This window comes from Candidatus Syntrophosphaera thermopropionivorans (assembly GCF_004353895.1).
GTDB classification, from domain to species: Bacteria; Cloacimonadota; Cloacimonadia; order Cloacimonadales; family Cloacimonadaceae; genus Syntrophosphaera; species Syntrophosphaera thermopropionivorans.
On record NZ_SMOG01000007.1, the window covers coordinates 26,172 to 52,822 of the forward strand.

Here is a 26,651-nt window from a genome sequence, read left to right on the forward strand (position 1 = left end):
GTCACTAAATTGGATAATTAAAATTCATAGCTCAAGCTGAGCTGATTTATTAAACCTAAATCACCATAGGAAGTAACACCATAATCCAGACGACAATTTTTCCAATTCCATCCTGCTCCTAAGGAAAATCCAGAAAGAAATGCTAAATTACCGCCATTATAACCTTCCGAAGCATTACTACGGAATCCAGCTCGAAGAGCAAGTGCCGGATTGAGCTCATATTCCAGACCTAATTTAGCTAATATATTTTCTCCTGTAACCTTATCTATTTCCAAACAACCCAGTAAAGTGGGGATAAACTGATAGGTGATTCCTGCAGCAAAAGTGAAAGGTAGCTTCTCTTTATAATCTGTTGCAGAATAGTAAGAGGTCTGAAATCCTATATTACGCAAGCTAATTCCCACCTTCACATTAGGATTAGCCGGATGGTGTATCATCCCTAAATCCACCATAACCGCAGAGGCAGATTTATCATCTATCTGGTCATAAATCACTTTTAGAGTGCCACCTAAATCTACAGCATCGGTGATATATTTTGCCAGAGAAACACTTCCTATTATATCATAAGCACCAAAAGTCTCACCTGTAGATATTAAATCTCCATTGTTGTCAACTTCAGTGCGCTCCATAGAACCCATATTCATATATTTAATAGCAAATCCCCAAGCAGTAAATTTGTTTTTTGGCAAGAGATACTGGATTTGTCCTCCCTGAGTGTCTATAAAGGAATTAGTGTAAGTAGTACCCAATTCCTTACCTTCTATATTTAAAATAGCCGCAGGATTGAAATATAGACCGTCGGGATTGCGTACCTGTCCAGTCAAAGATTGACCCAGAGCAATAGCACGAGCCGAGTACACATTCTTTAAATTGGCAAAACCTGTAGTTCCTGCTTCTTCGTTTACGGCAAAAACAGGGATGAAACTCAAACTAAATAGTAAGAGCATTAACCATAGTTTCTTCAATGTGTTGCACTTCATTATATAATTCCTTTTCATCTCTGGCGTTGATTAAGGTAGTACGATTATTGTCATCACGTAAATATTCAGCTAAGACGCGTAATATTTTCATATACTCCTTGTTCAAATCCTGGGGAACAGCTATCATAAAGACTAATTGGACAGGTAAGTTATCCACACTCATAAAATCTAAGGGCTCATGTATAACACAAACAGCCATCTTCAGAGCAGTAACCGTCAAATCACGAGCATGAGGAATGGCAACGCCTCTTCCTATACCTGTACTCATAATCTCTTCGCGTCCTTTAACTGCTGCCAAAAATCTGTCTGGTTTATTCAAGCATCCACTTTCTGCTAATAAACCAACCATATAAGCTAAACAATCGTTTTTTGAATCAAAACTATTGACTATCTTTACTAATTCAGGCTCTATTAGTCTGTTCATTGTCTCCCCATTTACAGATTTATCTCTTATTTTTTCAAACTCATATTCCGTCAATCAATTTCTATCTTTTGATAGATGAAACCTTATTACATCTATGCCGAAGTAATAATTAATCCTATCAACATTTATTTACGTAACTAAGCGAAAAAAGCCACTTATCCTTAGTTTAAATAGACATTTAATAGTCCTATCTTACTGCATAATAAGATATATATAATCTCTTGTCTCGCACTTACCTCTCTCTTAGCTCTTTAAGCATAAAAGAGGCAGGAGAGAGCCAGGAGGGAGTAGGGTGAAAATCAATGAAAATATTACCAATAAGAAATATATATATGACGGATAGCTAAAATCAGAGGTTAAAGATTTTACTTGAAAGAATAAGCTAAAGTAATAAAATGGTTAATAATAAATAATTAGCTTACTCACAGGAGGTTATCATATGAAAGTTATACAGGGAAATCTGATTTCCAGAGAGTATCGGTTTGCTCTGGTGGTCAGTCGTTTTAATGAAATAGTGAGTCAAAAATTGGTTGATGGAGCAATAGATTTTCTTCTTAGGCATAATGTAAAAGAAGAGGATATTGATATTATTTGGGTACCTGGGGCATTTGAAATACCTCAGGTGGCAAAAGTGGCAGTTCAACGCCGGGATATAGATGCCGTAATCTGTTTAGGTGCCGTGATTCGTGGTTCTACTCCTCATTTTGAATACATTGCTTCAGAAGTCAGTAAGGGAATTGCCCAGCTGGCTTTAAAGCAAGATAAGCCTGTAATCTTTGGTGTTTTGACTACTGACACTCTGGAACAAGCTCTGGAAAGAGCTGGAGCAAAGTCAGGTAATAAAGGCTATTATGCTGCCAGTGCGGCATTGGAAATGCTCAATCTGCTTTCGGAATTGAAAATTGGGACAGAGACGTAAAGCTCGAGAACTTGCTGCTCAGACTCTTTATGCGCTATCTTTTCGGGAATTTAATCCTGAATACATAGAACACGAAATGTTAAATGTATATCCCGAAATTTTAGAAGAATTAGCCGAAGTGGATGGTTTAGCGAATTATTCTGAGGTTTTTGCTTTTGCTAATGATTTGGTTATGAACTATATCATACATCAGAAAGATATTGAAAAAGAGATAGAAAAGCACAGTGAAAACTGGACGATTTCAAGAATGTCCACGATGGATAGGAGCATTCTTTATATTGCTGTATATGAATTGATGTATACTGATACACCTCCTCCGGTCATCATAAATGAAGCTCTGGAAATAGCAAAAAGATTTTGTGATAGAGCGACAGGAAAATTCTTAAATGGTGTTTTGGATGCAGTAAATAAAGATTTACAGGAAAGAGAGAAAATAGAGGGCAGCAAACTCTAAGTTTTATGGATAGCAATAGTAAAATTAAATGCTCCTTAGGTGTTTTTGCTTATAATGAAGCAGAAAATATAATACCTTTACTTGAGGCACTGGTCAATCAGAAACTGGAGAAAGTAGAAATTGAAGAAATAATTGTAGTTTCCAGTGGTAGCACGGATGGCACGGATGAATTGGTTACTCAATTTGCAGAGACCCATCCTCAGGTTCGGTTGATTCGTCAGGCAAAAAGAGAAGGTAAATCCAGTGCTATCAATCTATTTATAAAAGAGGCAAAATCTGATATTTTGGTGGTAATTTCTGGAGATGTTATTCCTGCTCCCACCACTATAGAAAAACTGGTTTCTACCTTTGAAGACCTAACTATTGGAGCAACAGGTGGCAGACCGATTCCCGTAAATGACGATAAAAGTTTTATGGGATTTGCCGTCCACTTACTCTGGAGATTGCACCATCGGATGGCGCTAATTTCGCCTAAGTTAGGGGAAATGATTGCCTTCCGTAAAGTGATGGATTCTATTCCTTCAGATTCAGCTGTAGATGAAGCCAGCATAGAAGCTATAGTTCAATCCCAGGGATATAAACTAAAATATATCCCGGATGCAATTATCAAAAATAAAGGTCCACTCAATCTCAAAGATTTCATAAAACAAAGAAGACGCATTCAGAATGGTCATCTCTGGCTAAAAAAGAAACAAAACTATGAGGTTTCCTCGCAGGATATGGGAACTCTTGTCAAAGTTGTCCTAAAAGAAATAAGAGAATATCCTTCCACTGCTTTTAAAGTCATAGCTGTGATGGCACTGGAAGCTTTTTGTCGCTTACTCGGTAGTTTTGATTTTTATGTGAAAAAGAAAAATCCTTTTACCTGGGACATCGCTCGTTCCACAAAAAATCTTCACCATTGAGGTAGATTTTATAATAATGATAAAATTAATGTTTCAAATGATAGGCTGCTGGCTGATGAAGCATCTTGGTTTTCCTCGTGTCCTGCCTATCAATTATACCGTTAGCTTGCTCTATACCTGCAATTCTCGCTGTAGCACCTGTAATATCTGGAAAAAGAAAGCCAAAAACTTTACCGTTGAAGAATATAAAAAGACCTTTCAGAAAATTGGTAAAGCTCCTTACTGGATAACTTTCAGTGGAGGTGAACCTTTCTTACGGAGTGATATTGTAGAGGTAGTTACCACGATTTACAATATTTCTCGTCCTCATATAATGAATATTCCCACTAATGGTATCTTGACCAATGTGATAGTAGATAAAGTTGCGGCTATCGCTAAAGCTTGCCCTAAAGCACAACTGGTGGTAAATATCTCTATTGATGGGTTGGAAGAACAGCACGATGCTATACGTAATGTGCCAGGTAATTATCAGAAAGCAGTGGCAACTTTTCATAAATTAAAGGCTTTGAATCTTCCTAATTTGCAGGTGGGTATCCATACTGTTATATCAAAGTTTAATGTGGATAATTTTCCTGCTATTGCCAGTGGACTGATGCAATTGAATCCTGATTCTTATATAACGGAAATAGCAGAAGAGAGAGTTGAACTGGACACTATTGGCTCGGATATAACTCCCTCATTGGTTGCCTATAAATCCGCAATTGATTATCTTATTCACCGGATAAAGAATGAGAAATATAAGGGTATGGCAAAAATCACGATGGCTTTTAGGATTGAGTATTATAATCTGGTGAAAAAGATTTTGAGGGATAAAAAGCAAGTTATTCCTTGTTATTCTGGAGTTGCTTCAGCGCAGATATCTCCTGATGGTGAAATCTGGACTTGTTGTATTAAAGCCAAATCTCTCGGTAATCTCAGGAAACATAATTACAATTTTCGGGAAATTTGGTTCAGTCCAGAAGCAGAACTTGAACGCAGGTCTATCCATAAAAAGGAATGCTACTGTCCTCTTGCTAATGCTGCCTATACCAATATGTTGATGAATATACCAACTTTATTCCGCGTTTTCTGGCGTAGTTTTATTAAATGGTGGAGTTAATATGCTGACTATACAAAGTAAATTTGATTCTTATCCTCAGAGTATGTGTGAATACCGCGCTTCCAAAGATGGACGCTATGGCTGGTTTCTCTGCACTACTCATCAAGAAAATAATGTGGTTCTGGAAGAAATTCAAGCAGAAATAAAACTGGAAATACTCAATGCTAATGTGCTGGATATAAGCAAACTGGAAGTAGAAAATTGGATGCAGCATTTCTTTTCTGAACTACATTGGAAGCTACACGGTAGATTCCTTAAAACAGACTTACGGGAAAAAGGGATTTCACTCTTCTTTGCTGTCCTTTTTGACTGCGATTTGTATTTCGTTCAATTTGGGAGAGTATTTTGTGCTCTAACGAAAGGTAAAAAACTTGAGACCATAGGAAAGAACTGGAAAAATTATCATATCCAATCTTTAAATGAGCTCAATCTTCTGGGCTGGTCTGAAGGTGATATCAAAGTCAAAACTTATAAATGTCATATCCCTGAAAATGAAAACTTTATCGTGTTACCCGGCAATATTGCCAGCCAGATTTTCAATGAAAAGACCGATGTGCAAAGTATTATCCCGCTAATTGAAACTCATAGTGCAAGTCCTGGTGCTATGTGGCTCATACTTAAAAACACACCGCTTTTACATAAACCGCCTAAAAGAAAATTAACCCGATTGGAAATAACTACGCTCTTGCTTCTTTTGGGGACCGTTTTAGCTATTATTTATATGATATTCGGTAATAGGATAATTGATGTAATGTTGCATCGCACGGAAAAAGAAGTAGAAACTACTCAGATAAAAGCCAGCACGGTTATTCTGGAAAATTTGGGGAAAGTGGTAAATGCTCCAGCCCGTAGTATTGAATTACAACCCGATTGGAATGCTGAACTGCCCTATGAAATAACCGCACCCCCTGCTTTTGACCAGCAGAAGCTTTATCTGGTATCTGCCAATAACCTCTATGTCTATCAATTAAAGACTCGCTCCCCGCTCTGGCAAAAAGCTTTAGAGGATTCCATACTTTCAATCCATCCCACTCCTTTCGGATTGGAACTCTATCTATCCAACAATAAGATGATTGCCATAGATGAGAAAGGGAATCTTAAATGGACATTAACTTTAGCTGCTAATGTGGAAAGTAGTCCCCACCTTGATCTTATCGTTATAACTCCGAAAAAGGATAGAAGAATAGACCGTAGTATAACTGTGGTTCCTTTAGAAAGGGGTATCAGTGTGCTGGATAGTCAACAAGGTTTGGTTATGAGTGAGCTTCTGCTTAAAGAAAAATTGCTCTATTTATCCGATTATGATGATTATAATAACTGTTTCTATGCGATTGTGGGAAATAAATTGGTCTGTATCAAATTAAATGTAGTGAATTAATGAAAAAATATACACTTATTCTCATTATTCTTTCACTTTTTGCCCTGCTATCTGCTGTTATAGGCAATGCTTCTCAAATAGGTTTTGCCCGTCTACAATATGATGGAGGTGGAGATTGGTATAATGACCCGGAAGTCCTGCCTAATCTTGCCAGATATGTAAATTCAGTTTTAAATACCAATTTTCCTATAGAACAGAGTGTGGTTAAAGCCAGTGACCCTAAATTATATGATTATCCCTTTGTTTATATGACTGGTCACGGAAATATTCGCTGGTCCGAGCAAGAAGTGCAAAACTTAAGAAACTGGATGCTAAGAGGTGGTTTTCTCTATGCTGATGATGATTATGGAATGGATACCGCTTTTAGAAGAGAAATAAAGAGAGTATTTCCAGAGTATGAGCTGGTTGAACTGGATAGCAGATTCCCTCTTTTTACCTGTTTCTATGACTTCAGCTCTGGCTTACCCAAGATTCACGAACACGATGGTAAACCTCCTCAAGCTTTTGGCATCTTTGATGATAATGGAAGGTTAATGTGTCTGTATACTTATGAAACTAATATTAGCGATGGCTGGGCAGATCCTTACACTCATAATGACCCGGAAGAAGTGCGAGAAACAGCCTTAAAATTTGGTTGTAATATCATCTATTATCTTTTCTGTAGAGGCTAAAATGCGAATCTGCGTTGTTTCCGATATGCACTATCCCTATCAAATGCTTGATGAAAGAGATAAAGAAAATGCAGAACTGGTGCTCTCTTTTTTAACTGAAGCAAGGCGAAATTATGATATGCTGGTGCTGAACGGTGATATTTTTGACCTCTGGTTTGATTGGAAATATACCATTATAAAACAATACTTTCCCTTATTACATCGTCTCGCTGCCATTCAAGATGAAGGCTGTCAATTAGTAATGATTAGTGGTAATCATGATTTCTGGTTTAACGATTTTTTTCAGAAATATCTGCCTATACCCATCTATGACGAAAACTACAACCTTATTGCCGATGGGAAGAAAATACTCTTTACCCATGGAGATTTACATCCTGAATATGATGTCCGCTATAAGTTATTCCGTCGTTTAATTAGATTTGGCGGAATAAAGAAAATATTTTCCTGGTTTCATCCAGATTTTTCTCTGGCTATGGCAGCGAGATTAACTCGTTCCAGCAGAATGAAAAATTTTATGCAACCTAAAAAAACTGTTGGTTTGAAAAAATATGCAAAGTATATTATTACTAAAGAAAAATATGATTATGTGTGTATGGGACATAGTCATCAACCTGAGATACAAGAGATAGAAAATGGTAAATACATAAATACAGGTGATTGGACTCGTCATCACACCTATGTGGAAATCATAGATGGGATGGTTGAAATTAGGCAATATAAAATAAAGGAGATAGGAAAATGAAACAATTTCCTGGTATCAGTGCTATGATTATGTTGGTTCTGGCTTTTAGTTTAGTCCTGGTAAATTGTAATGCCAGCAAAACTGAATCCTCAGAATCGGATGCGTTAGGAGGGCAAAAAGACCTTACCGCCAAAAAAATAACCGCTATTATAGAGACCAATTATGGCAATATTGAGCTGGAACTCTGGCCAGATATGGCACCTAAAACAGTGGATAACTTTGTTAAATTGAGCAAGGAAGGTTTTTATGATGGCACTTATTTTCATCGTGTAATTCCTGATTTTATGATTCAAGGTGGCGATCCCAATACTAAAGATAAGGACCGTTCTAATGATGGAATGGGAGGTCCCGGTTATCAATTTGAAGATGAATGCTATATTATAGGTGAGGAAATTAAAGGAATGGACAATGATGAAGACACAGCAATGTTGGTCTGGGACCATTTGATTGTGCCTTATATGCAGAGAGAAGAAAATCCGAAAAAAGAGCTAATGGATATTGCCCAGGAAGTAGTTGAAACACAAAGTCCAGAACCTATGTATGGTAAAACTATAGAATGGTATCAAACGATGACGGGAATTAGTACTCCAATTCATAAACAGGTTTTGAAGTCTCCGGTCCTCTATTCTTATATCTGTATGGCAAATGCTGGACCTAATACTAATGGTTCTCAGTTCTTTATTGTGACTAAGAAAGATGGCACTCCTTGGTTAAATGGGAGGCATACTGTCTTTGGTAAAGTAGTAAATGGTATGGATGTTGTTCACAAGATAGAAAACCTTCCCCGGGATAGCAATGATAATCCCTTAGAAGGTAATCAAGCTTTTATTAATAAGATAATAATTCCCTGAAATTGAGCTATGTCACGCACCTCAGAATCTGCCTTACAACAAGAGATACTTTCCTGGATTAGACAGAACCAGTATGTGTATCTGGCGACAGTAGATAAAAGGCAACCTCATGTTAGGCCTATGGTTATGTTTGTTTTTGATGACCGCTTTTTCTTTGTTACCTTCACTGGAGATGCTAAAGTTAATCAGATAGCAAATAATAAATGGGTTGAGGTGTGTGTTCCTTTGCATGAATCAGGTAATACAGGCTATATTCGTTTAACGGGCGTGGCTCATATTGTAAAAAATCCAGCTCTGAAAGCAGAAGCGGCAGAACAGTGTTTTTTCTTTGATGAATATTTTCGTGGTTATGATGACCCTGATTATACATTGATAGAATTTATGCCTGAAACTGCAGAATATCTTCGTCCTGGGGAACGTTATAGCCAGACTTGTAATTTAAAAAGATATAGCGGATAAATTATCTCATTAATAGATGAATCGCTTCAGAAAAGAAGGGGGTAGGTAATACCCCCTTTTCTTATAGATTAGAATTGACGCAATAACCATACTTATAATTATTGTTTATAATTAGTAATAAAAAATCATAAAATAATAAGGAGCTTAGAGAATGGCAAAAAATCATCGTGGAAAAGGTCTTAAAAACCTACCTAATCATGGAAGAGGAGAATGTCCAGTATGTCATCGTACTGGGGTTAAATTGCTTTACGAAGTTAAGGTTGGAGAACAAACTCATAAAGTCTGCAAAAACTGCAAACAATCTGCAGCACAAAAACTTAGTGCCTGAATAAATATCTAACTTTCTTCAGACTGTCTTTAGAGACAGATTAATTTTCCGTAAGGGACAATAACTTGAGACCTACTAAAGCGCTGGGTCAGCATTTCCTGAAAGAACCTGCTATAGCTGAAGAAATGGTAAAATTGGCTGAGATTAGTTCTGAGGATAGAGTCTGGGAAATAGGTCCAGGTAAAGGAATATTAACTCAAGCTTTATTGGCAAAAGGATGCAAACTTACCGCTTTTGAACTGGATGATAGATTAGAACCCTTGCTTAAAAATGAGTTTGGTGATAAAATTGAACTCAAGATGGTAGATGTTTTACAAATAGATTGGGAATTGGAGCTAAAAAAGGAATCTACTCCCGTTAAATTAGTAGCTAATATTCCTTATAATATCACTTCACCCCTTTTAGAAAAGCTGGAAGAATATCATTCCTACTTTAGTTCTATCACTTTAATGCTTCAAGAAGAAGTTGCTGAAAGAATTTGTGCTATTCCTGGAACTAAAGCTTACGGTTTGATGACTCTTCGTTTGCAGAGAATATTTGATTCTTCTATCCTTATCAAAGTACCACGAGAATACTTTGAACCTATCCCTAAAGTCAATTCCGCGGTAGTTTCTTTGAGACCAAGTGCCAAACCTGCAGAGATACCTGATCTGGACAAATATTTAACGGTGCTGGAAACCGCCTTTGCACACCGGAGAAAAACCTTACGTAATAATCTTCTGCATTTAACTGACCGAGACCATTTGGCTCAGATTCAAGAAGAAACTGGCATTGATTTAAATCGTAGAGGTGAAACCCTCAGTGAAGCTGAATTTATCACTCTTAGTCGTTATCTTTAGCCTTTTTATTAGTCTCGGTGCACAGAATCAAAACCTTGACCTTTACTTTTTTACCAGCCAGACTGTGCAAAGTTATGAAAATAATCTCTATTATCAATTGAATCCGTCACCTTCCTGGTTAATGTTTATAAATGCTCTTGATATTCAGGAAGAAAGGATGAACTTTTCGCAGCATAATCGGCATTCTGTTTTGAATCTCAATTTATCCTCAGGCGAACATCTTTTAAGACATTCTATCCTTTCTGGGTATGAATACTTTTATGATTCCAGCGATTTAGATGATAATCTCCAGCCTTACAATAGTCAGACAGGAATGCTTGGATATTCCCTTGATCTTGTTCCAGATGATAGTTTACTCATATCAGTTGGAGCTGCAGGTTATCTGCGTTCAGAAAAAGACCGCTATGTATTGGGAAATAAACTAAATAGCGACGGCTATCTTATCTCTGGCAAAGTAAGTGGTGGAGCTGAATTCTGGCAGTTAACCACTGGTTTTGGTGCTAATATAGAAAGGAAAAAACTGGATTGGGAATATTATCAAATTGGTGGCTTATCTGCCTATCTAAATTATCTGTCAGAACAATTTAGCTTTAATAATAATTTATCCTATAACCAGAGAACGGATGACCTCTTTGTGCTACTTCCCCAAGCAGAAAATGGTGAAAGAGGTTATTATGACCTTTATGATCGCCAAAAACGACAATCCTTTCAATATACTGGATATTTAGAATATGTTCCGGCAGATGAGGCAAAAATTACTTTTCAGGATGTATTTACTAAAAGGAATACAAATCTGGATATTAATACGGTCAGAAATAATAAAGAGACAGGTAATCAAGCTTCTCTATTATTACAGCTATTACCCTGGAATCAAGTGGGATGGACTACTATTTTCAATCATAGCTATCTGACAAAAGATTATAATCTTTCCCAAAATTCCCGTCAAAATGAAAATCGTTTCCTAACTACCGTTTTGAATTGGGAATATATACAAGGAGACACCCTTTCCGCAGGAATTTCAGTAGATTTGCAAAGAGCAAGTTTCCCCAAAGACCAGCATAAGTGGGATAATGACTTGCGTAATATCCGTTGCTCTCTTATTAATGTCCATTACTGGAAAGATAGATTGAAACTCAGTAATCGCTTTTACTGGAATCTAACTGATGATGTCTATGTGAACAGCATTCTTTCAGGAAATAATAAGCAAACCACCAGTTATATATATAATCCTGAATGTGCTATTTTGATTGGAGATTGTCTGCTTTTTGACCAGAACTATGTTATCCGTGCTGATTATACTGATTATGTGTTTAGTCCTTCTGAAAAAGGCCTCTATCGTCAATTGAAAGGAGATTACAAGCTGGTCTATGATAATTATCCCTTTATTGCCCGTTCCAATGATCAACGCTGGTTGCTTATTCCTTATAGGCATCATCATCAAAATGCGTTTCAGACCTCTATAAACTTTGGTTTTGAACAGAATGAATATGCTGATTATGACCGGTCTGTGTATGTTATCAATTTTAGAAATAATCGTTATACTCTCGGTTTAACGCTCAAGCATGATATCTATGATTTTTACTATTATCTTCAACCCCAATATTCCTGGGGAACTTGGCAAGAGTATGATTTTCAAGCTGGACTAGTCTGGAAATTACCAGGCTCTTCTCTTCTGGAATTTACCATCAATCCTGTTGGTAAGGACCTTCAAAATCTGGATTGGCGCACTTCCATTAGCATCAACGCAGCTTTCTAACATTATGAAAGACGAAGACAATATCCACATTAATTGGATGAAAGTAGCTCTGGAGGAAGCAAGACAGGCTCTGAAGGAAGATGAAATTCCTGTAGGTGCAGTGCTAATTAAAGATAATAAACTTGTCCTTAAAGAACATAACCGAACTCGCCAATATTGCAATCCTTTAGCCCATGCAGAGAAAATGATAATTGACAGGATACTATCTTCTGAAATCAAGTATTTATATGATTATACGCTATATGTTGTGCTTGAACCCTGTGTTATGTGTGCTGGAATGATGATATTAAGCAGATTAGGGACCTTAGTTTATGGTGCTTACGATCCCAAGGCAGGAGCAGTAGGTTCTGTTTACAATGTTCTGGCAGATAAAAGCTTTAATCATCATCCTAAAGTTATTCGTGGAATACTTGAAGAAGATTGTTCTGCCCTATTAAAAGATTTTTTTCAAAATAAAAGAAATATATAAGGAGAGTTGCCGGAGTGGTTGATCGGGACGGTCTCGAAAACCGTTGTATCCTTTCGGATACCCAGGGTTCAAATCCCTGACTCTCCGCCATAATCCTATGCTGCAAAAGTATTTTAATGAATATTTAATCTGCAATGCTCGTTCACCACTTATCAGTGAAGGATTACTGAGAGAAGAATTGCTGTTATATAATATCTCAACTGAGAAATGGAAAGAACTGACTCAGGAATTTGGAAACATAACAGGAAAGCATTTAGGACCAGAAGATGAGATAGGCACTCTTTCTGGAGGACAGAAAGTCTTATTAATGTGCCTATTGGCACTTTATTCTCCTGCTAAAAAAATCCTTTTTATTGACCTCTGGCGTTCTCTTGATGAAAGAAATAGGCAAAAGATAGAAGATTTGCTGGAAGTGTATTCCAGAGAAAAAGAGATTAGACAGGAGGAAATTGGTGATCAGACTTGAATCTGGGACTTATCCTGTCTGGGATGATTTTTCTCTGGAGCTAACCTCAGATTTAACCTTTAGTTCTGTGGCACTATATTATCTTCATGGTGCTAACGGAAGTGGTAAAAGTTCTTTTATTGAAAGGTTACTTATCCCTTCTCTTCGTAATCAAAAGGATATCTTTCTTCTTTATTTTGAGCAACAAATGCATTTCCAGATTCAAGCAGTTAAGGCTTATGCCAGCATTATGCCTCCAAGAAAAGAGATTCATAATGAGATGGATACGGTTGATTATCTGCTGAATAATCTTCTTTTCAATTATAGTCAGGAACCTCGTCCTTGTTTTATAGTTATGGATGAATCACCTTATGAATTGAAGATATATGAGTTTATCAAACAGTATATACCTGATTACTGTCTGATTTATTCTGCACATTCAGAGCTTTTACCGGCAACAAAAACACTGGAATTTATTCCCGTATCTCCATCTTTTTCAAAAATATATGTCCCCTTCAATTAAACTTATATTCGCATTCCTTCAGCTTGTAGCCTGTCTGGTTATAGTCCTATTTTTCTTTATGGAAAATCTTGTAGTCCAGTTAGCATTTGTTTTCCTGTTATCTGTTTTGTTACTATTAAGCAAGGGTCGAAAACGTTGGATTGCAGGATTGAGATTAATGCTGCCTTTTCTGGTTTCCCTAATCATAGTGTACAGTTTATTCGGGCTCTTTAGGTTACACACTCCAGAAGGAGAGCCAGGTTCTTTTCAATTCTGGTTGGAGTTCGGAAGTTTAAGGATTTTGCTTTTTGTAAATTCAGTCCTGGCATTTCAACTTTTTTTCTCCATCGTAGGTTTCAATGACCTTTTGCACTTACCTTTAAAAATTGGTACGATGAAGTATGTTATCCTGGGAAAGGTGCTATCTAATACAGCTATCAATTCCTATCAAGAAATTACCTTTCATCAAAGTCTCATCCCTTCTGAGCAATATGAAAAGCTCCCTTTTTCCCATAGATTTAAGGCGCGGCTTTCGTCTGTTCTTGCACTAATGCTTTCTTTAATCACGGAAGCAAGTCATAAGGGTCAATATATTGATAATCGCATCATTCACTGTCATCAAGTTAAGAAGTATAATCCCAATCAGTGGTATTTGACTCTTGGATTTCTGGTGATGGTAACAGTCGCCACAATGATTATACCTATTCCCGTACCAGGCGGAGGTTTTTTCAATTTCGGAGATGTAATGATTGTGTTTATAGGGCTTTATGCTGGAAAAAAAGCTGGAGCTATTGCAGGGGGTATAGGTTCTGCTATAGCTGACCTTTTGCTTTTCCCACTTTTTGCTCCTATAACTTTAATCGTTAAAGGTTTAGAAGGGTTCATTTGTGGTTTGGCTCATCAGAAATCTGGATTCTTGCAGATAATATTTCCCTTAATTGGGGCAATAGTTATAATTGTTGGTTATTTTATTGGAGAATGGTTTCTTCCTCAACTGGGTAAAGCCGTAGCACTGGCTGATTTACCAGTTAATATAGTTCAGGCATTGGTTGGATTTGTAGGTGGCAGAGCTCTTTTTGAAGCAGCTAAATATCTGAATTTATAAAGAAAAAAGCCATCCTCTAAAGGATGGCTTAAGACTTGTACTATTTTTATAATTACTTCAGTTCAATCACTAAAACCTTCTGTTTTCTGAATAGTTCTGGGTCAGTGATTGTAAGCACATATTGGTCTCCTTCCTGTCTCACTTCATAAGAAGCTGCCACATGGTTAGAAAGCACAGAATATCCTTTTTTGGTAACTGGGAAGGTTATTTCCTGAGTTTCCAGAAGATTGAATTGACTGAACTTGGTTAAATTTACATCCTTAAGTGTGGACACTTTGCCGATACCAAGAATGCCACCTTTACGAGTAATGATTCCACTATCAAGAAGTTGCTTACGAGTCCCTATAGCATAGTAGAGGGTATTGTTATCAATGTTCACCTTATTCAGCTCACTCTCTTTTTCTTTCAGCATATTCTCTCTTTTGGCGATTTCCTCTTGAGCTGCTTTGCGTTCGGAATCAAGTGTACTATTGAGTGCAGAAACTCTGCCTTCTAATTCTGCAACAATTCTTTCTTTTTCAGCAAGAGACTTCTTAAGTCTATCCACCGTACTTTGCATACTCGCCATAGTTTTTTTATTAGCAGCAATTTTAGATTCCAAGTCTGCTATCTGTTTCTTATATTCGGCAATCTTGGCCCGGGCAGTATTTAAGGTGTTAAGATTGCGAGCCTTAAGTTCCTCTGGTGTACCTACAGGAAATTCCGTTCCAGCACCAATTAATCCTAATTCTTTACCCAAGGCATCAATGCTATTTTGTAACTCTTCTGCAGTTACGGGTTCCTCTTTTTCTAAAATTGATTTTTGCAGCTCTTCCTGCGCTTGAGCAAGCTTTTTGGCTTTAACGGATGCGTTATTCCACATTACACCAAATATTATGGCAAGTATTGCCAGCACTACAACTATTATGATCCAAGTTGTCTTATTCATCCTTGACTCCTTAATGGATTCAATTATTATATTACAAATTATTATTATTAATTTAATTGTCAAGGACAAAGTGAAAAAATATATGGATTATATTATTCTTTTTGATTGGACGAAGGAATTTTCAGTTGAGAAAAAGATTGTAGAATGTGTCTTTTACAACGAGAAAGCATTACGCATTCACTTCAAAGATAATACTGACCTCTACTTAGTTATCTCTAATTATGATGCCTATCCTTTTTTTGCTTCAAAGCCTTTTTCTATCGGTGATGAAACTCCTATCTGGGACCAATTAATACATTCTGTCTTAACAAAAGTTAGTTTAGACGAGTATGACCGCATTATGCGTTTTATTTTTACCCAAATTGATATATTCCAACAGAAAAAAACTTATGTCCTAATAGCAGAATTTATCCCTCCTAAACCAAATATAATTTTAGCAGAGCAAAACCAGGAGTTAATCATCGTAGATGCCTTAAAAAAATATTCCTATGCGGATAATCCTCAAAGACAGATTCTTCCTAAAATACCCTATCAACCACCCAAAACCGCCTTTAAACCTTATCATAGAGATATTTCTTTTCCCTTAATCTTACAAACCTTACAGACTGGAGAAACAATTCAGTGCGATACCATAAATGAATACTTAAAAAACCACTTTATCTATGTTCTTTCAGTTAAGGAAGAACTGGAGCATAGAAAAGCTATTGTTGACTACTGGGAAAGAGAAGTAAAAAAAGCTCAACAAAAGCTTCATAAACAAAGAAAAGAACTGGAACAGGCAGAAAAAAGCGATTACTGGAGAATCTGTGCTGAAATCATAAAAGTTAATCTGTCTAATATTCAGAGAGGTCAGAATGTCCTGAAAGCAATAAATTATTTTGACCCTGAGCTTTCTACTATTGAAATTGAACTTTTGCCCGATAAAACACCTCAGGAAAATATGCAATACTATCTTAAAAAGTACAAAAAAGCAAAGAGAGGAAAGGAAGTTATAGAATATAACATCGCCGAAACTGAGAAAAAGATTAAGCAGCTGGAAAACATTGTCCAGAAAGCTAAAAGAGGTGAGCTGGATGAATTACCTCAAAAGGAAAAGTTGCCCCAATTATCTCGTAAACTGGAAATGGTAGAAAAGCTGCTTTGTCTCAGGATTGATGACCGTTTTGAAATTGTGATAGGAAGAAAAGCCATCGAGAATGATTTTATTACCACTCAATTAGCCAGACCTCACGATTGGTGGTTTCATTCTCGTCTTTATCATGGTTCGCATATCCTTTTAAGGTGTCTACAGAAAACCAATCCTCAAGAAGAATTGATTCAGATTTGTTGTTCTCTTGCAGCTTGGTATAGTAAAGCTCGTTTTTCTCAGAATGTTCCAGTTGATTATACTCAGGTGCGTTATGTGCGAAAACCTCATAAGAGCAAACCTGGTTTTGTTACTTATACCAATCATAAAACTGCATTTGTGCAACCTATGGATTTAAGAACAGCAAAAAAGGAATTAAATCTGTGAAAGGTAAGATTAAAGATCAGGGTGTGCTGTTCAAAACTACTCAATTCCGTGAAAGTAGCCTCATTCTTAGAGTATTTCTCAAATATCGTGGATTGGTATCTATTCTGGCTAAGGGAATCCGAAAAAAACCAGAAAATAATCTTCTCAATTCTCTTTACACCTACGATTTTACCCTTTATGAGCCTCAAGAATCGGGTTTGTATCTATTAAGTGAATTTACTCTCCTTAAAGAATTTAATCTATTTGATAATATACCAGCCTGGACTGCGGCTGAATGTGCTGCAGAACTTTATACGCAGATAATTATTTCCTCAGAAGAAAACCCCGCTTACTATGATGTATTACAAAGCTATATGGACTATTTGAAAATCAGAAGTGATAATTCTATCTTACTCTGGTGGCGTTTTTTATTAAGAATATTTAGGATGTTGGGGATAGCTTTTCCTCTGGATTTATGTGCTGTTTGTAATAAGAAAAAGCTGCAAATAGTAGCTTGGGAAAAAGACACGGGTAGATTAATATGTGCTGAATGTTTAAAAGAAGCAAATTATCCTGAATATTATGAGCTATTAACTTCTTCAGCAGCTCAAATTCTACATCTACTTCCTGTAATTGGTGATTACCTGGATAAGCTTCATCCAGATAGTCAAACGGTGGAACAGCTAAACCATCTTTTTTCTGACCATTATCAAAACCACTTCCGAAAACCCCTAAAACTTCACAGTCTGGAAGTCTTAAGTCAGTTTTTTCAATGAGCTAATCGCTTATTCTCAAACCACGCAAATCCATAAATCATACTTATTGACATAAAAAGGTTCTAAGGAAAACTGGAAAATAGAATAGATGGTGCTACTTGATAGGTAAAAGGGAATCTCGTGAAAAGCGAGAGTGGAAACCGCCACTGTAAGCAGCTCAAAGGCTGAATTAGTCACTGTTTTAAAAAATGGGAAGGCTGATTCTTTATAGCCGCTGCAAGCCAGGAAACCTGCCACTAATAACATTTCTGTTATACGGTTGCATTAACAGAATGACAAAGTAGTTCATCCCTATTCAATATATTAAGAATAAGGTGAACCAATGAAACAACTAAAAATCACTCTTCTGGCAGTATTTATCTGCCTATTTTCTATCTCCTTGTATGCAATAGAATTATTTGTAGTCAATTCTGTCTCACGCACTCTTTCTCGCATAGATACTGAGACCGGAACAGTTAATAATACCTTTGCTCAGTTAGGTCTAACTCCTAACCTTATGGATATGGATGATAACAATATCTATGTGGTATGTTCTGGAGATAACGCTATTCAGGTTATTTCACGCTCTACGGGCAACAGTCTTTATTTTCTTCCGATACAAGCTTCCAGCAATCCTTATGATGTGCTCAAGGTGGGAGATTATCTTTATGTGACTGGTTTATTTACCAATAAACTATACAAAGTCAGCCTATTAACAAATAATGTAGTCTCTTCTCTAAATGTAGGAATTGCACCGGAAGGACTTTGTTCCGATGGTTCAAGACTTTATGTTTGCAACACTGGAGGTTATCAATTTAATTATTCAGATAGTTCTATATCCGTAATAGATCTCAATTCCTTTTCGGTGATAGAAACTATTCCCGTCTGGACTAATCCTCAGTTTGCCTGCATCTATGGAAACTATTTACACATAGCTTGCACAGGAAACTGGAGTAACATCTCAGGAAAGATAGACATTATTAGTCTGGAAGACTTTTCTCTGGTGCAAAGACTTGATATAGGTGGACACCCTGGAAATATCTGGATAAACAACCTTGGTATAGCTTATGTGGGAGAAGGAATGAGTAATGCACTCTATAGTTATAATGCCAGTACCTTTGAAATCTATCATAGTGCCCATAATCCATTAAATTATAACGCTTTTATGGTGGCTGGTAATCAAGAAATAATAGCTTTGTTAAATCAAAACTGGACTTCCAACTCTATTATTACGGTCTATGATTATGATTTTAACTTATTAAACACCTTTTCTGCAGGAATTTCCTCCACTGACATTATGGTCGCACCTTCAGTATCGTCTTTAGAAGATGAATGTAATATAGTCCCCCAGTTAAAGATTTATCCTAATCCCTATTCTTTTGGAAAAGAGTTACATTTTTCAGATAAAATAGCAGATTCCAGTCAGCTGTTTCTTTATAATATAAGGGGACAGATAGCCTTTCAGACACAAATAAGAGAGACTTCTCCAATCATTATTCCAAATGAACTTACTCCGGGGATTTATCTTTATAGAATTATTCAGGGAACAAAGAAGGATTCCGGCAAATTAATAATTAAGAATTAATAGAGTTCAGATTTTCCTTGACTTTAGGCTTTTTAAATAGAAATTAGATTAATCTAAAAAATAGATAGGAGTTCTCAGATGAATTATTTTCTAACCGAAGAACAATTAGAGATGCAAGAAATAGCACGAAGAATAGCTAATGAAAAGATGAAACCCGTCTCACAAAAATATGATGAGGAAGGAATCTTCCCCTGGGATATAGTTGAAGTGATGCGTCAAAGTGACCTTTTTGCCATCCTGGTAGGAGAAGAATATGGCGGAATAAGTGGAAAAGTTATGGATTTAGCCATTGTTACGGAAGAACTTTGTGCCGTTGATATGGGCATTTCTCTTGCTTTTGGAGCTACCGGTTTGGGTATGTATCCCATTTTGATTGCTGGTTCAGAGGAGCAAAAACAAAAATACCTAACTCAGATAGCGGCAGGAGAAAAGCTTGCTGCTTTCGCTCTTACAGAAGCTAATGCCGGTTCTGATGCCGGAGCAATAGAAACCACTGCTCGGAAAGAAGGAGACCACTACATTCTAAATGGAACTAAACAATGGATTACCAATGGTGGTGAAGCAGACATCTATTGCGTCTTTGCAATGACTGATAAGACCAGAGGTGCTCGTGGTTGTTCCTGTTTTATCGTGGAAAAAGGAACTCCTGGTTTCAACTTTGGTAAAAAAGAAAATAAGATGGGAATTCGTGCCTCTGCCACGCGTGAACTCATCTTTGAAGATTGTATTGTTCCGGCAGAAAACCTCATCGGAAGAGAAGGTATGGGTTTTATTATAGCGATGAAGGTCTTTGATAAATCTCGTCCTATGGTCGGAGCTCAAGCTGTTGGTGTTGCCAGAGGTGCTTTTGAAACTGCTATTACCTATTCCAAACAAAGACAACAATTTGGTAAACCTATCTCCTCATTTCAAGCTATTCAATTTATGTTAGCTGATATGGCAACTGAGATTGAGGCAGCAAGAGCTTTAGTCTATCAAACTGCCAGATTGATTGATAGTGGTGCTAAAGATTATAGCAAAGAATCAGCAATGTGCAAATATTTTGCTTCAGATGTGGCAATGAAAGTAACCACTGATGCGGTTCAAGTTCTTGGCGGTTATGGTTATATGAAAGAATATCCAGTGGAAAAAATGATGCGAGACGCAAAAATCTTACAGATTTATGAAGGTACTAACCAGATTCAGAGAGGCATTGTTGCATCCGCTTTGCTTAAACAGTATTAAATGCTAATATTTTTAACGCTGGAATGGATCCTATAGCTTTCCCTGAGCATCTTTTATTACATACTTGTTGTGCACCTTGTCTGATAGCCCCATATCATCAGCTTAAAGAGCAAGGCTTATCTTTCACTTCTTTCTGGTATAATCCCAATGTGCATCCTGTAACAGAATACAGAATGCGTCTACAGACTTTAAAAACCTTTGCTGAAAAAGAAGATATACCTCTCCTTTTGCACGATGATTATGGATTACGGAATTTTGTTAAAGCTGTGGTAGATGATATTGATGACAGATGTAGATATTGTTTTCGCACTCGCTTAGAAATGACTGCTCAAACTGCATTAGAGCTTGGATATGACGCTTTTTCCACCACTCTTTTGTATAGTATCTACCAAAAACACGACCTAATAAAAGAAATTGGTGAAGAAATAGCAGAAGAGAAACATATCCCTTTTTTCTATAGAGATTGGAGAACTTTATGGTCAGAAGGAGTTCGCCTTTCCAAAGAAGCTGAACTTTACCGTCAAAAATATTGTGGTTGTATCTTCAGTGAAGAGGACCGTTATCTAAAGAGAAAAAATGAGCAGATATAATGAAATAGACCTTTCTAAGATTCATTTTGCCTCAGTCCAGAATAGATTTAGCAAGGTAGACACTTCTTCCTTTGCTCAGGTTTCTGATAATCTACTGGATAGTATGCCAGACATTCTCAAAGGTGCCGAGTTCAAAGAATTTATCAAGCGTTGTCGCCTTGCACGAGATTCCCATAAAACTTTTATTATAGGTTTAGGTGGACATATTATTAAATGTGGATTAGCACCTCTGTTGATAAAACTGATGGAAGAAGGGATAGCTAAATGTTTTGCTGTCAACGGTTCCGTCACCATTCATGATTTTGAACTTGCTTATTTTGGAAAAACTTCTGAAGATGTGAGCAAGGGTCTTGCAGATGGCACTTTTGGTATGGCAGAAGAAACTATAAATGCTATAAACCGCATTATTATTCGAGCCAGCGAAGAAAAACTGGGTTATGGAGAAGCTTTAGGAAAGGATATTCTGGAAAATGCACCTAATTCAGAAATTTCTCTTTTAGCTCAAGCTTATAAATATAATATCCCAGTTACTGTCCATATAGCTCTGGGAACGGACATCACTCATCAATCACTCTATGCAGATGGTAAGGCTATTGGCGATTGCAGTATGAGAGACTTTCGTATTTTCTGCGAACAAGTCAAAAATTTAAATGATGGTGGAGTCTTCATCAATATGGGTTCTGCTGTTATAATTCCAGAAGTGTTCCTTAAAGCATTAACCGTTGCTCGCAATGTCTATGGTACAATTCAAGATTTTACTACTGCAGTGTTTGATATGAATCAACAATATAGAGAGTTAGAGAATGTAGTTCGTCGTCCTGTAGAAAAAGGAGGAAAGGGTTATTACTTTATAGGGCATCATGAAATTATGATACCTCTTTTGGTGCAGGAACTATTGCGTTAAGCTTTTCCTTTGTTAGCCTAAAGCCACATCCAAAATCATCATAACCACAAAACCGAGCATCAATCCAAGCATTGCTAAATGGGCATATTTCCCATTTTGACAGCGTGGTATCACCTCTTCTGCTACAGCATAAATCATTGCTCCAGCAGCAAAAGAAAGAGCATAGGGCAAAAATGGCTGGGCTATTAAGACTAATGCTGCTCCTATCACTCCTCCAATAGGTTCCACTGCCCCACTAATCTGTCCCCAGAAAAAGCTTCTTCCAGCTGAAAGTCCTGTTTTCCTTAAGGGTATAGACACTGCAGCACCTTCTGGAAGGTTTTGCAATCCAATTCCTATGGTCAAAGCTATTGCACCAGCTAAGGAAGCAGTTTCCAAGCCATAAGCCACAGCTCCATAGGCAACACCGACAGCCAATCCTTCTGGAAAATTGTGCATTGTAACTGCCAGAAACAATAAAGTGGATTCACCCCAGGGAGTTTTAAGTCCTTCACTGGAGCAAGTTTCTTCACTTAAGTGCTCATGTGGTAGCAGTTTGTCAGCAGCAAAAAGAAAGAGACCCCCAGCTAAAAAACCAATTGCGGCAGGAAAAGGATTACCTTTTGTCATCTCCATAGCGGGATTTAATAATGACCAAAAACTGGCAGCAATCATTACTCCTGCCGCAAAACCCATCATTGTATCCATAAACCAGGTCTGGATTCTTTTCACAAAGAACACAAGACTGGCACCTGCAGCAGTCATTAACCAGGTAAAGATGGTTCCTATTAATGCCAGAAGGATAGGATTGAGACTTTCCAGATTCATATCAGGAATAGAAATTCTCTATTGCTTCAAGCATTTGCTGGATAGCAGCATTAGGGTCATCTACTGCTAAAGTTCTTTTATCTCCATTGTCAAAAGTTATTACTACACTTCCTAACACCTTGGATATTTCTCGTATCTTGGGAATAACGATATAGCTTTTCCCCAGATGCTCATCATCGTATGTGTATATTGCTTTCATAGCTTATACCTTTTAAATTAATCTATATCTTCATCTGGAGAAGTCAAAATCATCCTCCAGTGAAGTTATAAAAGCAGCAATCAGTTGAACAGCAGCATCCAAATCTTTAAAAGATATCACCTCATTAGGAGAATGCATATAGCGATTGGGAATACCGATAACCGCCATAGCAGTGCCAGATTTCAGGTCTTGAATGACATCTGCATCCGTTCCTGTTCGTCCTGGAGCAATTTCAAGTTGATAAGGAATATTGAGTTCTTTAGCCAGAGCAATTAGTTTATCATTAATAGCAGGATGCATTGCTGCACCGAGAGTTATAGCAGGACCCTTACTTAAAGAGACATCTCCAAAGATACGTTTATCTGCTCCCGGAATATCCGAAGTAAAAGTCACATCTACCGCTATGGCAATATCAGGTTCAATTTGCCAAGCACTGGTTCTTGCACCTCGCATAGTGGTCTCTTCACCCACACTGGAAACGGCATAGTAATTTACCTTAAGATTTTTATCTTTTAGTTCTTTCATTACTGCCGCAGCAACATAAACTCCGCATTTATTATCCGTAGCTTTGGAGACTACCAGGTCATCAGAAAGCATTTCAAATTCGCTATGATAAGTAATAATATCTCCTATAGCCACTTTATTTTCCGCTTCTTCTTTAGAAAGCGCTCCGATATCAATCCAGAGGTCTTCTAACTTCAGTTTAGGAGGTTCTTCCGTTCCGCGTTGCATATGTATAGGTTTTTTGCCTATAATGCCTCTTACCGGTTTGCCTTGATGATAAATATCTACTCTCAAACCAGGAAGCAGATTGACATCAAAACCACCGAGAGTGCGAACATAGACATAACCTTGCTCATCAATATGGTTAACTATGAACCCAATTTCATCTGAATGTCCCACTACCATAACTTTTAGTTTTCCACTTCCCTTCTTTAAAGCTATCACATTGCCATTACGGTCTTTATTTATTTCATCCGCATAAGGAATTAGAAAGTCCATTACCACTTTCTGAGCTGGTCCTTCAAAACCGGAGGGACTTGGTGCAGATACAAGATTCTGGAAGAACTGCTTATTCTCTTCAGATAACATTTTTTCTCCTAACAATTATTAGCTGTTTCTTCCGCAAAGGGATTGATGACTTTTTTCTGAACGGGATGTTCATGTGGAATAACACACAAGAATTTCAGAACATCTTTTCCGGTATTTTTAAAAGTATGTATCATTCCCGGGTCTACATAGATAGCATCACCTTCAGCAAAAGGTAATTCACCTCTATCAGTTTTCAAAGCACCAGTTCCACTGAGCACATAAACTTCATGTTCCCAATCATGAGAATGATAAGGGGTGTGCCCACCAGGCTCAATTTCAAACATACGCATAGCAAAATTGGGAGCTCCATCTTTTTGCGCTATAAGCCAACGAATTTCTGCTCCTTTGGCACCTTCAGCATTTACAGGTTCCAGAGGCACCTGATCAAAATGGATAATCTTCATTTATTCCTCCATTATTAGATTATAATTAGTCATCTTTTTAACAATATGATAAACGGATAAAAAAGAAAAGCTATGAATAAACTGGGTAGCCAATAACGAGCCAATCCTCACCTGTTTTTTTTAGTGTAATATCTTTCAAATGGATAGCAGAATTGAGATCGGGCAAATCTAATTCCCTTAATATTGCTTTATTACCTCCCAATATTTTAGGAGCATAAAATATATAGCTTTTATCTACTAAGCGTTCAGAAAAAAAGGAGGAAGCTAACTGACTTCCACATTCCAGTAGAACCAGATAGAATCCCTGTTGATGAAGAATCCCTAAAACCTCTTTAAGGCAGAGAGTTCTCCCTTTAGCCGTGACAGGGTATAGGTTTGCTCCAAGACTTAAAAGAGCTTCTGCATGCGGTGAATTTTCTTTCCCTCTCGCACAAAATATGGCAGTTTTATATTCTGGCAGGAAATGAACTATCTGAGAATTGAGCGGAATCTCCAAATAGGGATCCAGAATGGCTCGTAGGGGCTGTTTAATAGGCTTGGGCAAACGAACATTTAACATTGGGTCATCCTTTAATACCGTCCCTATACCAGTTAAAATAACATCCGCTTCTTCCCTTAATTTATGCACCATTTTGCGAGAAGATTCCCCTGTAATCCAGCGAGAAGAACCATCCTGGGCAGCATATTTACCATCCAGAGAAAGGGCAGCTTTCCAAAGAATGAAGGGTCTTCCTTTCTGAATTCTGCAAAGATAATATTCCAGTTGTCGGTTTATTTCTTCCTGCATAATTCCTGAAGTTACCTCAATTCCAGCCTCCAGAAGCTTTTGCCTTCCCTTACCATTAACCAGAGGATTGGGGTCTTGAATACCAATAAAAACTCTTTTAATTCCAGATTTTATTATAGCATCAGTGCAAGGAGGTGTTTTCCCATAATGAGCACAGGGTTCTAAGGTAACATACAAATCAGCATCCCGAGCAGATTTACCAGCTTTTTTTAATGCTTGAATTTCTGCATGGTCTTGACCATATTTTTGTGTCCAGCCTCCAGCAATAATTTTCCCATTTTTAACTATTACGGCACCCACGAAAGGATTAGGAGAGCAGGTTCCTCTTGCATTTTCAGCAAGTCGGATAGCCTCTTTCATAAAATTAGCGGGGTCAGTTGGAATATTTTTCAAGGTTTTTCTTGGCTGGTTCATAGTTTGGGGCAATTTGCAGGATTGCTTGCCACATATTTTTTGCTAACTCCAGATTTCCTAAGCCAGCTTCACAGGCAGCAAGATTATTCCAGGCATTAAGTTCATCAGGTTGTTCTTGATGGAGAAAATTTAGCAGGTCTCGTGCTGGTTCTAATTCGGAATTATGTAGATACAAAGTTGAGAGAGCAAATCCGGCAGCAAAAAAGTGATTATCCAGAGCAAGTGCATTCCAGAAATCCTCTTTAGCTTTGTTATATTGCTTTGCCAGTTGCCAGCAAAGTGCACGATAATAATAAAGGTCAGCACAGTCAGGAAATTTTGGCATATTTGCCGTTAAGAGATTCCAAGCTTCTTCCGCTCTTCCATTGGCAAGGGCATCCGCTAGATTCTGAAATAGTTGATTTTGTTCATAAAACAGATGAGGACCGCCATTAAAGTTTTGTCGTATCTTCCATCTTCCTGTTGCAGAGGTAAGTAGCACTGCCCAAATAATTTTATTATTTAATTCAAGAACTACCATAGCACTAATTCCATCATCAGCAGCTCCAGCATAAAGAATAGAATAGGATTTAGTTTTCTTCAATTCCGGGATAGAAGAAATAATTGCTGTGTAACGTTCAGCGAATTGGTCAAAATCCACATCGTTTATAGTAAATGAGCGCAATTTCTCCCATTCCTGTGTAATAACAGCATCAAAAAAGGCAAAGGTTACCGTTTCAGGAGATTCCGGTTCCGCTATTTCTTCATAAGGAATATTCAACTTCTGCATTAAATAAGCAAGAGGAAAATTTGCCGGATACTTGTATTGCTCCAGCCATTTCAACATCTTTTCACTATCTTGCCGGGTAAATTCGGCTGGACTTAAACCATCCAGTTCTGGAAGACTTTTATAGCACCAGTAATCTAAAAATTTTTTAGTGGTCTGCACAAACTCTGTATTGGAATCAGAACGGAAAGCAGGAAAGGGACTGGTGTGCGATTCATCAAATTGAGCAGCATAAGGACAGGAGGAAGGACAATGTAAATCTATCCTGAGATTCATACAACATTTCCAGCCAATCAGCTTATCCTTATAGCGAGGACATTTACGCACTGCCATTTCAGAGCGACAACGAAAACAGCGTTCTTTACTAAGTAGCATTTT

The 26,651-nt window shown here is 37.4% G+C and carries 31 protein-coding genes, 1 tRNA gene and 1 riboswitch; of the genes, 23 read left to right on the forward strand and 9 right to left on the reverse strand.

All coding sequences use genetic code 11. The features are described from left to right. Positions 1-17: 17 nt before the first annotated feature. Together E0946_RS03495 and E0946_RS03500 are read right to left on the reverse strand one after the other, a co-directional pair. Complete coding sequence (locus tag E0946_RS03495; protein WP_165942068.1) at positions 18-980, reverse strand: PorV/PorQ family protein; 963 nt, start codon at positions 978-980, stop codon at positions 18-20. Beyond that, positions 931-1,404: a PTS sugar transporter subunit IIA gene (locus tag E0946_RS03500; RefSeq protein ID WP_133201085.1), complete on the reverse strand. Its 474-nt coding sequence runs from the start codon at positions 1,402-1,404 to the stop codon at positions 931-933. Before E0946_RS03500 ends, E0946_RS03495 begins: the two co-directional genes overlap by 50 nt. A 439-nt stretch (positions 1,405-1,843) precedes the next feature. Between E0946_RS03500 and ribH the strand changes: the two genes are divergently transcribed. The 17 genes from ribH to E0946_RS07390 all read left to right on the forward strand — a co-directional run bounded on the left by ribH (position 1,844) and on the right by E0946_RS07390 (position 14,326). Further along, positions 1,844-2,323, forward strand: coding sequence for a 6,7-dimethyl-8-ribityllumazine synthase (gene ribH / locus E0946_RS03505; RefSeq protein ID WP_133201086.1), 480 nt, complete (start codon positions 1,844-1,846; stop codon positions 2,321-2,323). Next, a complete protein-coding gene (gene nusB, locus E0946_RS03510; protein WP_133201087.1) occupies positions 2,307-2,777 on the forward strand; it encodes a transcription antitermination factor NusB in 471 nt (156 codons plus the stop codon). The genes ribH and nusB overlap by 17 nt, the downstream gene beginning before the upstream one ends. A gap of 5 nt (positions 2,778-2,782) precedes the next feature. Next, positions 2,783-3,682 carry a glycosyltransferase family 2 protein gene (locus E0946_RS03515; RefSeq protein WP_133201088.1) on the forward strand — a complete coding sequence of 300 codons (900 nt, stop codon included), beginning with the start codon at positions 2,783-2,785 and terminating at the stop codon, positions 3,680-3,682. Between the two features lie 16 nt (positions 3,683-3,698). Then, a complete protein-coding gene (locus E0946_RS03520; protein WP_243713740.1) occupies positions 3,699-4,781 on the forward strand; it encodes a radical SAM protein in 1,083 nt (360 codons plus the stop codon). Between the two features lies 1 nt (position 4,782). Then, positions 4,783-6,159 (forward strand): PQQ-binding-like beta-propeller repeat protein, encoded by a 1,377-nt coding sequence (locus E0946_RS03525; protein ID WP_133201089.1) that lies wholly within the window; start codon positions 4,783-4,785, stop codon positions 6,157-6,159. Then, positions 6,159-6,830, forward strand: a complete 672-nt coding sequence (locus E0946_RS03530) for a DUF4159 domain-containing protein (protein WP_133201090.1) — start codon at positions 6,159-6,161, stop codon at positions 6,828-6,830. The genes E0946_RS03525 and E0946_RS03530 overlap by 1 nt, the downstream gene beginning before the upstream one ends. 1 nt (position 6,831) lies before the next feature. Then, a complete protein-coding gene (locus E0946_RS03535) occupies positions 6,832-7,572 on the forward strand; it encodes a UDP-2,3-diacylglucosamine diphosphatase (protein WP_133201091.1) in 741 nt (246 codons plus the stop codon). After that, positions 7,569-8,423 (forward strand): peptidylprolyl isomerase, encoded by an 855-nt coding sequence (locus E0946_RS03540; RefSeq protein WP_133201092.1) that lies wholly within the window; start codon positions 7,569-7,571, stop codon positions 8,421-8,423. Before E0946_RS03535 ends, E0946_RS03540 begins: the two co-directional genes overlap by 4 nt. Positions 8,424-8,432: 9 nt before the next feature. Further along, entirely contained in the window at positions 8,433-8,882 is a 450-nt protein-coding gene (locus E0946_RS03545; RefSeq protein ID WP_133201093.1) for a pyridoxamine 5'-phosphate oxidase family protein, read from the forward strand. Positions 8,883-9,033: 151 nt separating this feature from the next. After that, a complete protein-coding gene (locus E0946_RS07230) occupies positions 9,034-9,210 on the forward strand; it encodes a hypothetical protein (RefSeq protein ID WP_165942069.1) in 177 nt (58 codons plus the stop codon). Between the two features lie 65 nt (positions 9,211-9,275). Continuing rightward, positions 9,276-10,049, forward strand: a complete 774-nt coding sequence (rsmA, locus tag E0946_RS03550; protein WP_133201094.1) for a 16S rRNA (adenine(1518)-N(6)/adenine(1519)-N(6))-dimethyltransferase RsmA — start codon at positions 9,276-9,278, stop codon at positions 10,047-10,049. Next, on the forward strand, positions 10,012-11,805 hold the full coding sequence (locus E0946_RS03555; RefSeq protein WP_133201095.1) for a hypothetical protein: 1,794 nt from the start codon (positions 10,012-10,014) through the stop codon (positions 11,803-11,805). The genes rsmA and E0946_RS03555 overlap by 38 nt, the downstream gene beginning before the upstream one ends. A gap of 4 nt (positions 11,806-11,809) precedes the next feature. Next, a complete protein-coding gene (gene tadA / locus E0946_RS03560) occupies positions 11,810-12,274 on the forward strand; it encodes a tRNA adenosine(34) deaminase TadA (protein WP_133201096.1) in 465 nt (154 codons plus the stop codon). Then, positions 12,275-12,364: transfer RNA gene (locus E0946_RS03565), tRNA-Ser, on the forward strand. A gap of 7 nt (positions 12,365-12,371) precedes the next feature. Then, complete coding sequence (locus tag E0946_RS03570; protein ID WP_133201097.1) at positions 12,372-12,740, forward strand: hypothetical protein; 369 nt, start codon at positions 12,372-12,374, stop codon at positions 12,738-12,740. Beyond that, positions 12,727-13,242, forward strand: a complete 516-nt coding sequence (locus tag E0946_RS03575; RefSeq protein ID WP_133201098.1) for a hypothetical protein — start codon at positions 12,727-12,729, stop codon at positions 13,240-13,242. Before E0946_RS03570 ends, E0946_RS03575 begins: the two co-directional genes overlap by 14 nt. A gap of 157 nt (positions 13,243-13,399) precedes the next feature. Continuing rightward, positions 13,400-14,326 carry an ECF transporter S component gene (locus E0946_RS07390; RefSeq protein ID WP_243713741.1) on the forward strand — a complete coding sequence of 309 codons (927 nt, stop codon included), beginning with the start codon at positions 13,400-13,402 and terminating at the stop codon, positions 14,324-14,326. A gap of 52 nt (positions 14,327-14,378) precedes the next feature. On the opposite strand, the gene E0946_RS03585 is transcribed toward E0946_RS07390, so the two are convergent. Further along, positions 14,379-15,254, reverse strand: a complete 876-nt coding sequence (locus E0946_RS03585) for a Cbp1 family collagen-binding glycoprotein adhesin (protein ID WP_133201099.1) — start codon at positions 15,252-15,254, stop codon at positions 14,379-14,381. Positions 15,255-15,324: 70 nt separating this feature from the next. Between E0946_RS03585 and E0946_RS03590 the strand changes: the two genes are divergently transcribed. From E0946_RS03590 to E0946_RS03615, 6 genes are all read left to right on the forward strand, one after another. Then, the gene (locus E0946_RS03590; RefSeq protein ID WP_165942070.1) at positions 15,325-16,767 is read left to right on the forward strand and encodes an NFACT RNA binding domain-containing protein; all 1,443 of its coding nucleotides are present in this window, start codon (positions 15,325-15,327) and stop codon (positions 16,765-16,767) included. Continuing rightward, entirely contained in the window at positions 16,764-17,522 is a 759-nt protein-coding gene (gene recO / locus E0946_RS03595; protein ID WP_165942071.1) for a DNA repair protein RecO, read from the forward strand. The genes E0946_RS03590 and recO overlap by 4 nt, the downstream gene beginning before the upstream one ends. 72 nt (positions 17,523-17,594) lie before the next feature. After that, positions 17,595-17,774, forward strand: a riboswitch (cobalamin riboswitch). A gap of 70 nt (positions 17,775-17,844) precedes the next feature. Then, positions 17,845-19,086, forward strand: coding sequence for a T9SS type A sorting domain-containing protein (locus tag E0946_RS03600; RefSeq protein ID WP_133201102.1), 1,242 nt, complete (start codon positions 17,845-17,847; stop codon positions 19,084-19,086). A 78-nt stretch (positions 19,087-19,164) separates the two neighbouring features. Further along, positions 19,165-20,310 (forward strand): acyl-CoA dehydrogenase family protein, encoded by a 1,146-nt coding sequence (locus E0946_RS03605; RefSeq protein WP_133201103.1) that lies wholly within the window; start codon positions 19,165-19,167, stop codon positions 20,308-20,310. A 23-nt stretch (positions 20,311-20,333) separates the two neighbouring features. Further along, positions 20,334-20,900: an epoxyqueuosine reductase QueH gene (locus tag E0946_RS03610; protein ID WP_133201104.1), complete on the forward strand. Its 567-nt coding sequence runs from the start codon at positions 20,334-20,336 to the stop codon at positions 20,898-20,900. Continuing rightward, entirely contained in the window at positions 20,887-21,804 is a 918-nt protein-coding gene (locus tag E0946_RS03615; protein WP_133201105.1) for a GSU2086 family protein, read from the forward strand. The genes E0946_RS03610 and E0946_RS03615 overlap by 14 nt, the downstream gene beginning before the upstream one ends. A gap of 12 nt (positions 21,805-21,816) precedes the next feature. Here the strand turns inward: E0946_RS03615 and E0946_RS03620 are convergent, their stop codons facing one another. The 6 genes from E0946_RS03620 to E0946_RS03645 all read right to left on the reverse strand — a co-directional run bounded on the left by E0946_RS03620 (position 21,817) and on the right by E0946_RS03645 (position 26,648). Then, positions 21,817-22,611: a ZIP family metal transporter gene (locus E0946_RS03620; protein WP_133201106.1), complete on the reverse strand. Its 795-nt coding sequence runs from the start codon at positions 22,609-22,611 to the stop codon at positions 21,817-21,819. A gap of 1 nt (position 22,612) precedes the next feature. Beyond that, positions 22,613-22,810, reverse strand: a complete 198-nt coding sequence (locus E0946_RS03625) for a hypothetical protein (protein WP_133201107.1) — start codon at positions 22,808-22,810, stop codon at positions 22,613-22,615. A gap of 30 nt (positions 22,811-22,840) precedes the next feature. Beyond that, positions 22,841-23,902, reverse strand: a complete 1,062-nt coding sequence (locus E0946_RS03630) for a M42 family metallopeptidase (RefSeq protein WP_133201108.1) — start codon at positions 23,900-23,902, stop codon at positions 22,841-22,843. Positions 23,903-23,910: 8 nt separating this feature from the next. After that, a complete protein-coding gene (locus E0946_RS03635; protein WP_133201109.1) occupies positions 23,911-24,306 on the reverse strand; it encodes a cupin domain-containing protein in 396 nt (131 codons plus the stop codon). A gap of 70 nt (positions 24,307-24,376) precedes the next feature. Then, entirely contained in the window at positions 24,377-25,507 is a 1,131-nt protein-coding gene (ribD, locus tag E0946_RS03640) for a bifunctional diaminohydroxyphosphoribosylaminopyrimidine deaminase/5-amino-6-(5-phosphoribosylamino)uracil reductase RibD (RefSeq protein WP_133201110.1), read from the reverse strand. Further along, positions 25,467-26,648 (reverse strand): tetratricopeptide repeat protein, encoded by a 1,182-nt coding sequence (locus E0946_RS03645; RefSeq protein ID WP_133201111.1) that lies wholly within the window; start codon positions 26,646-26,648, stop codon positions 25,467-25,469. Before E0946_RS03645 ends, ribD begins: the two co-directional genes overlap by 41 nt. Positions 26,649-26,651 lie beyond the last annotated feature (3 nt).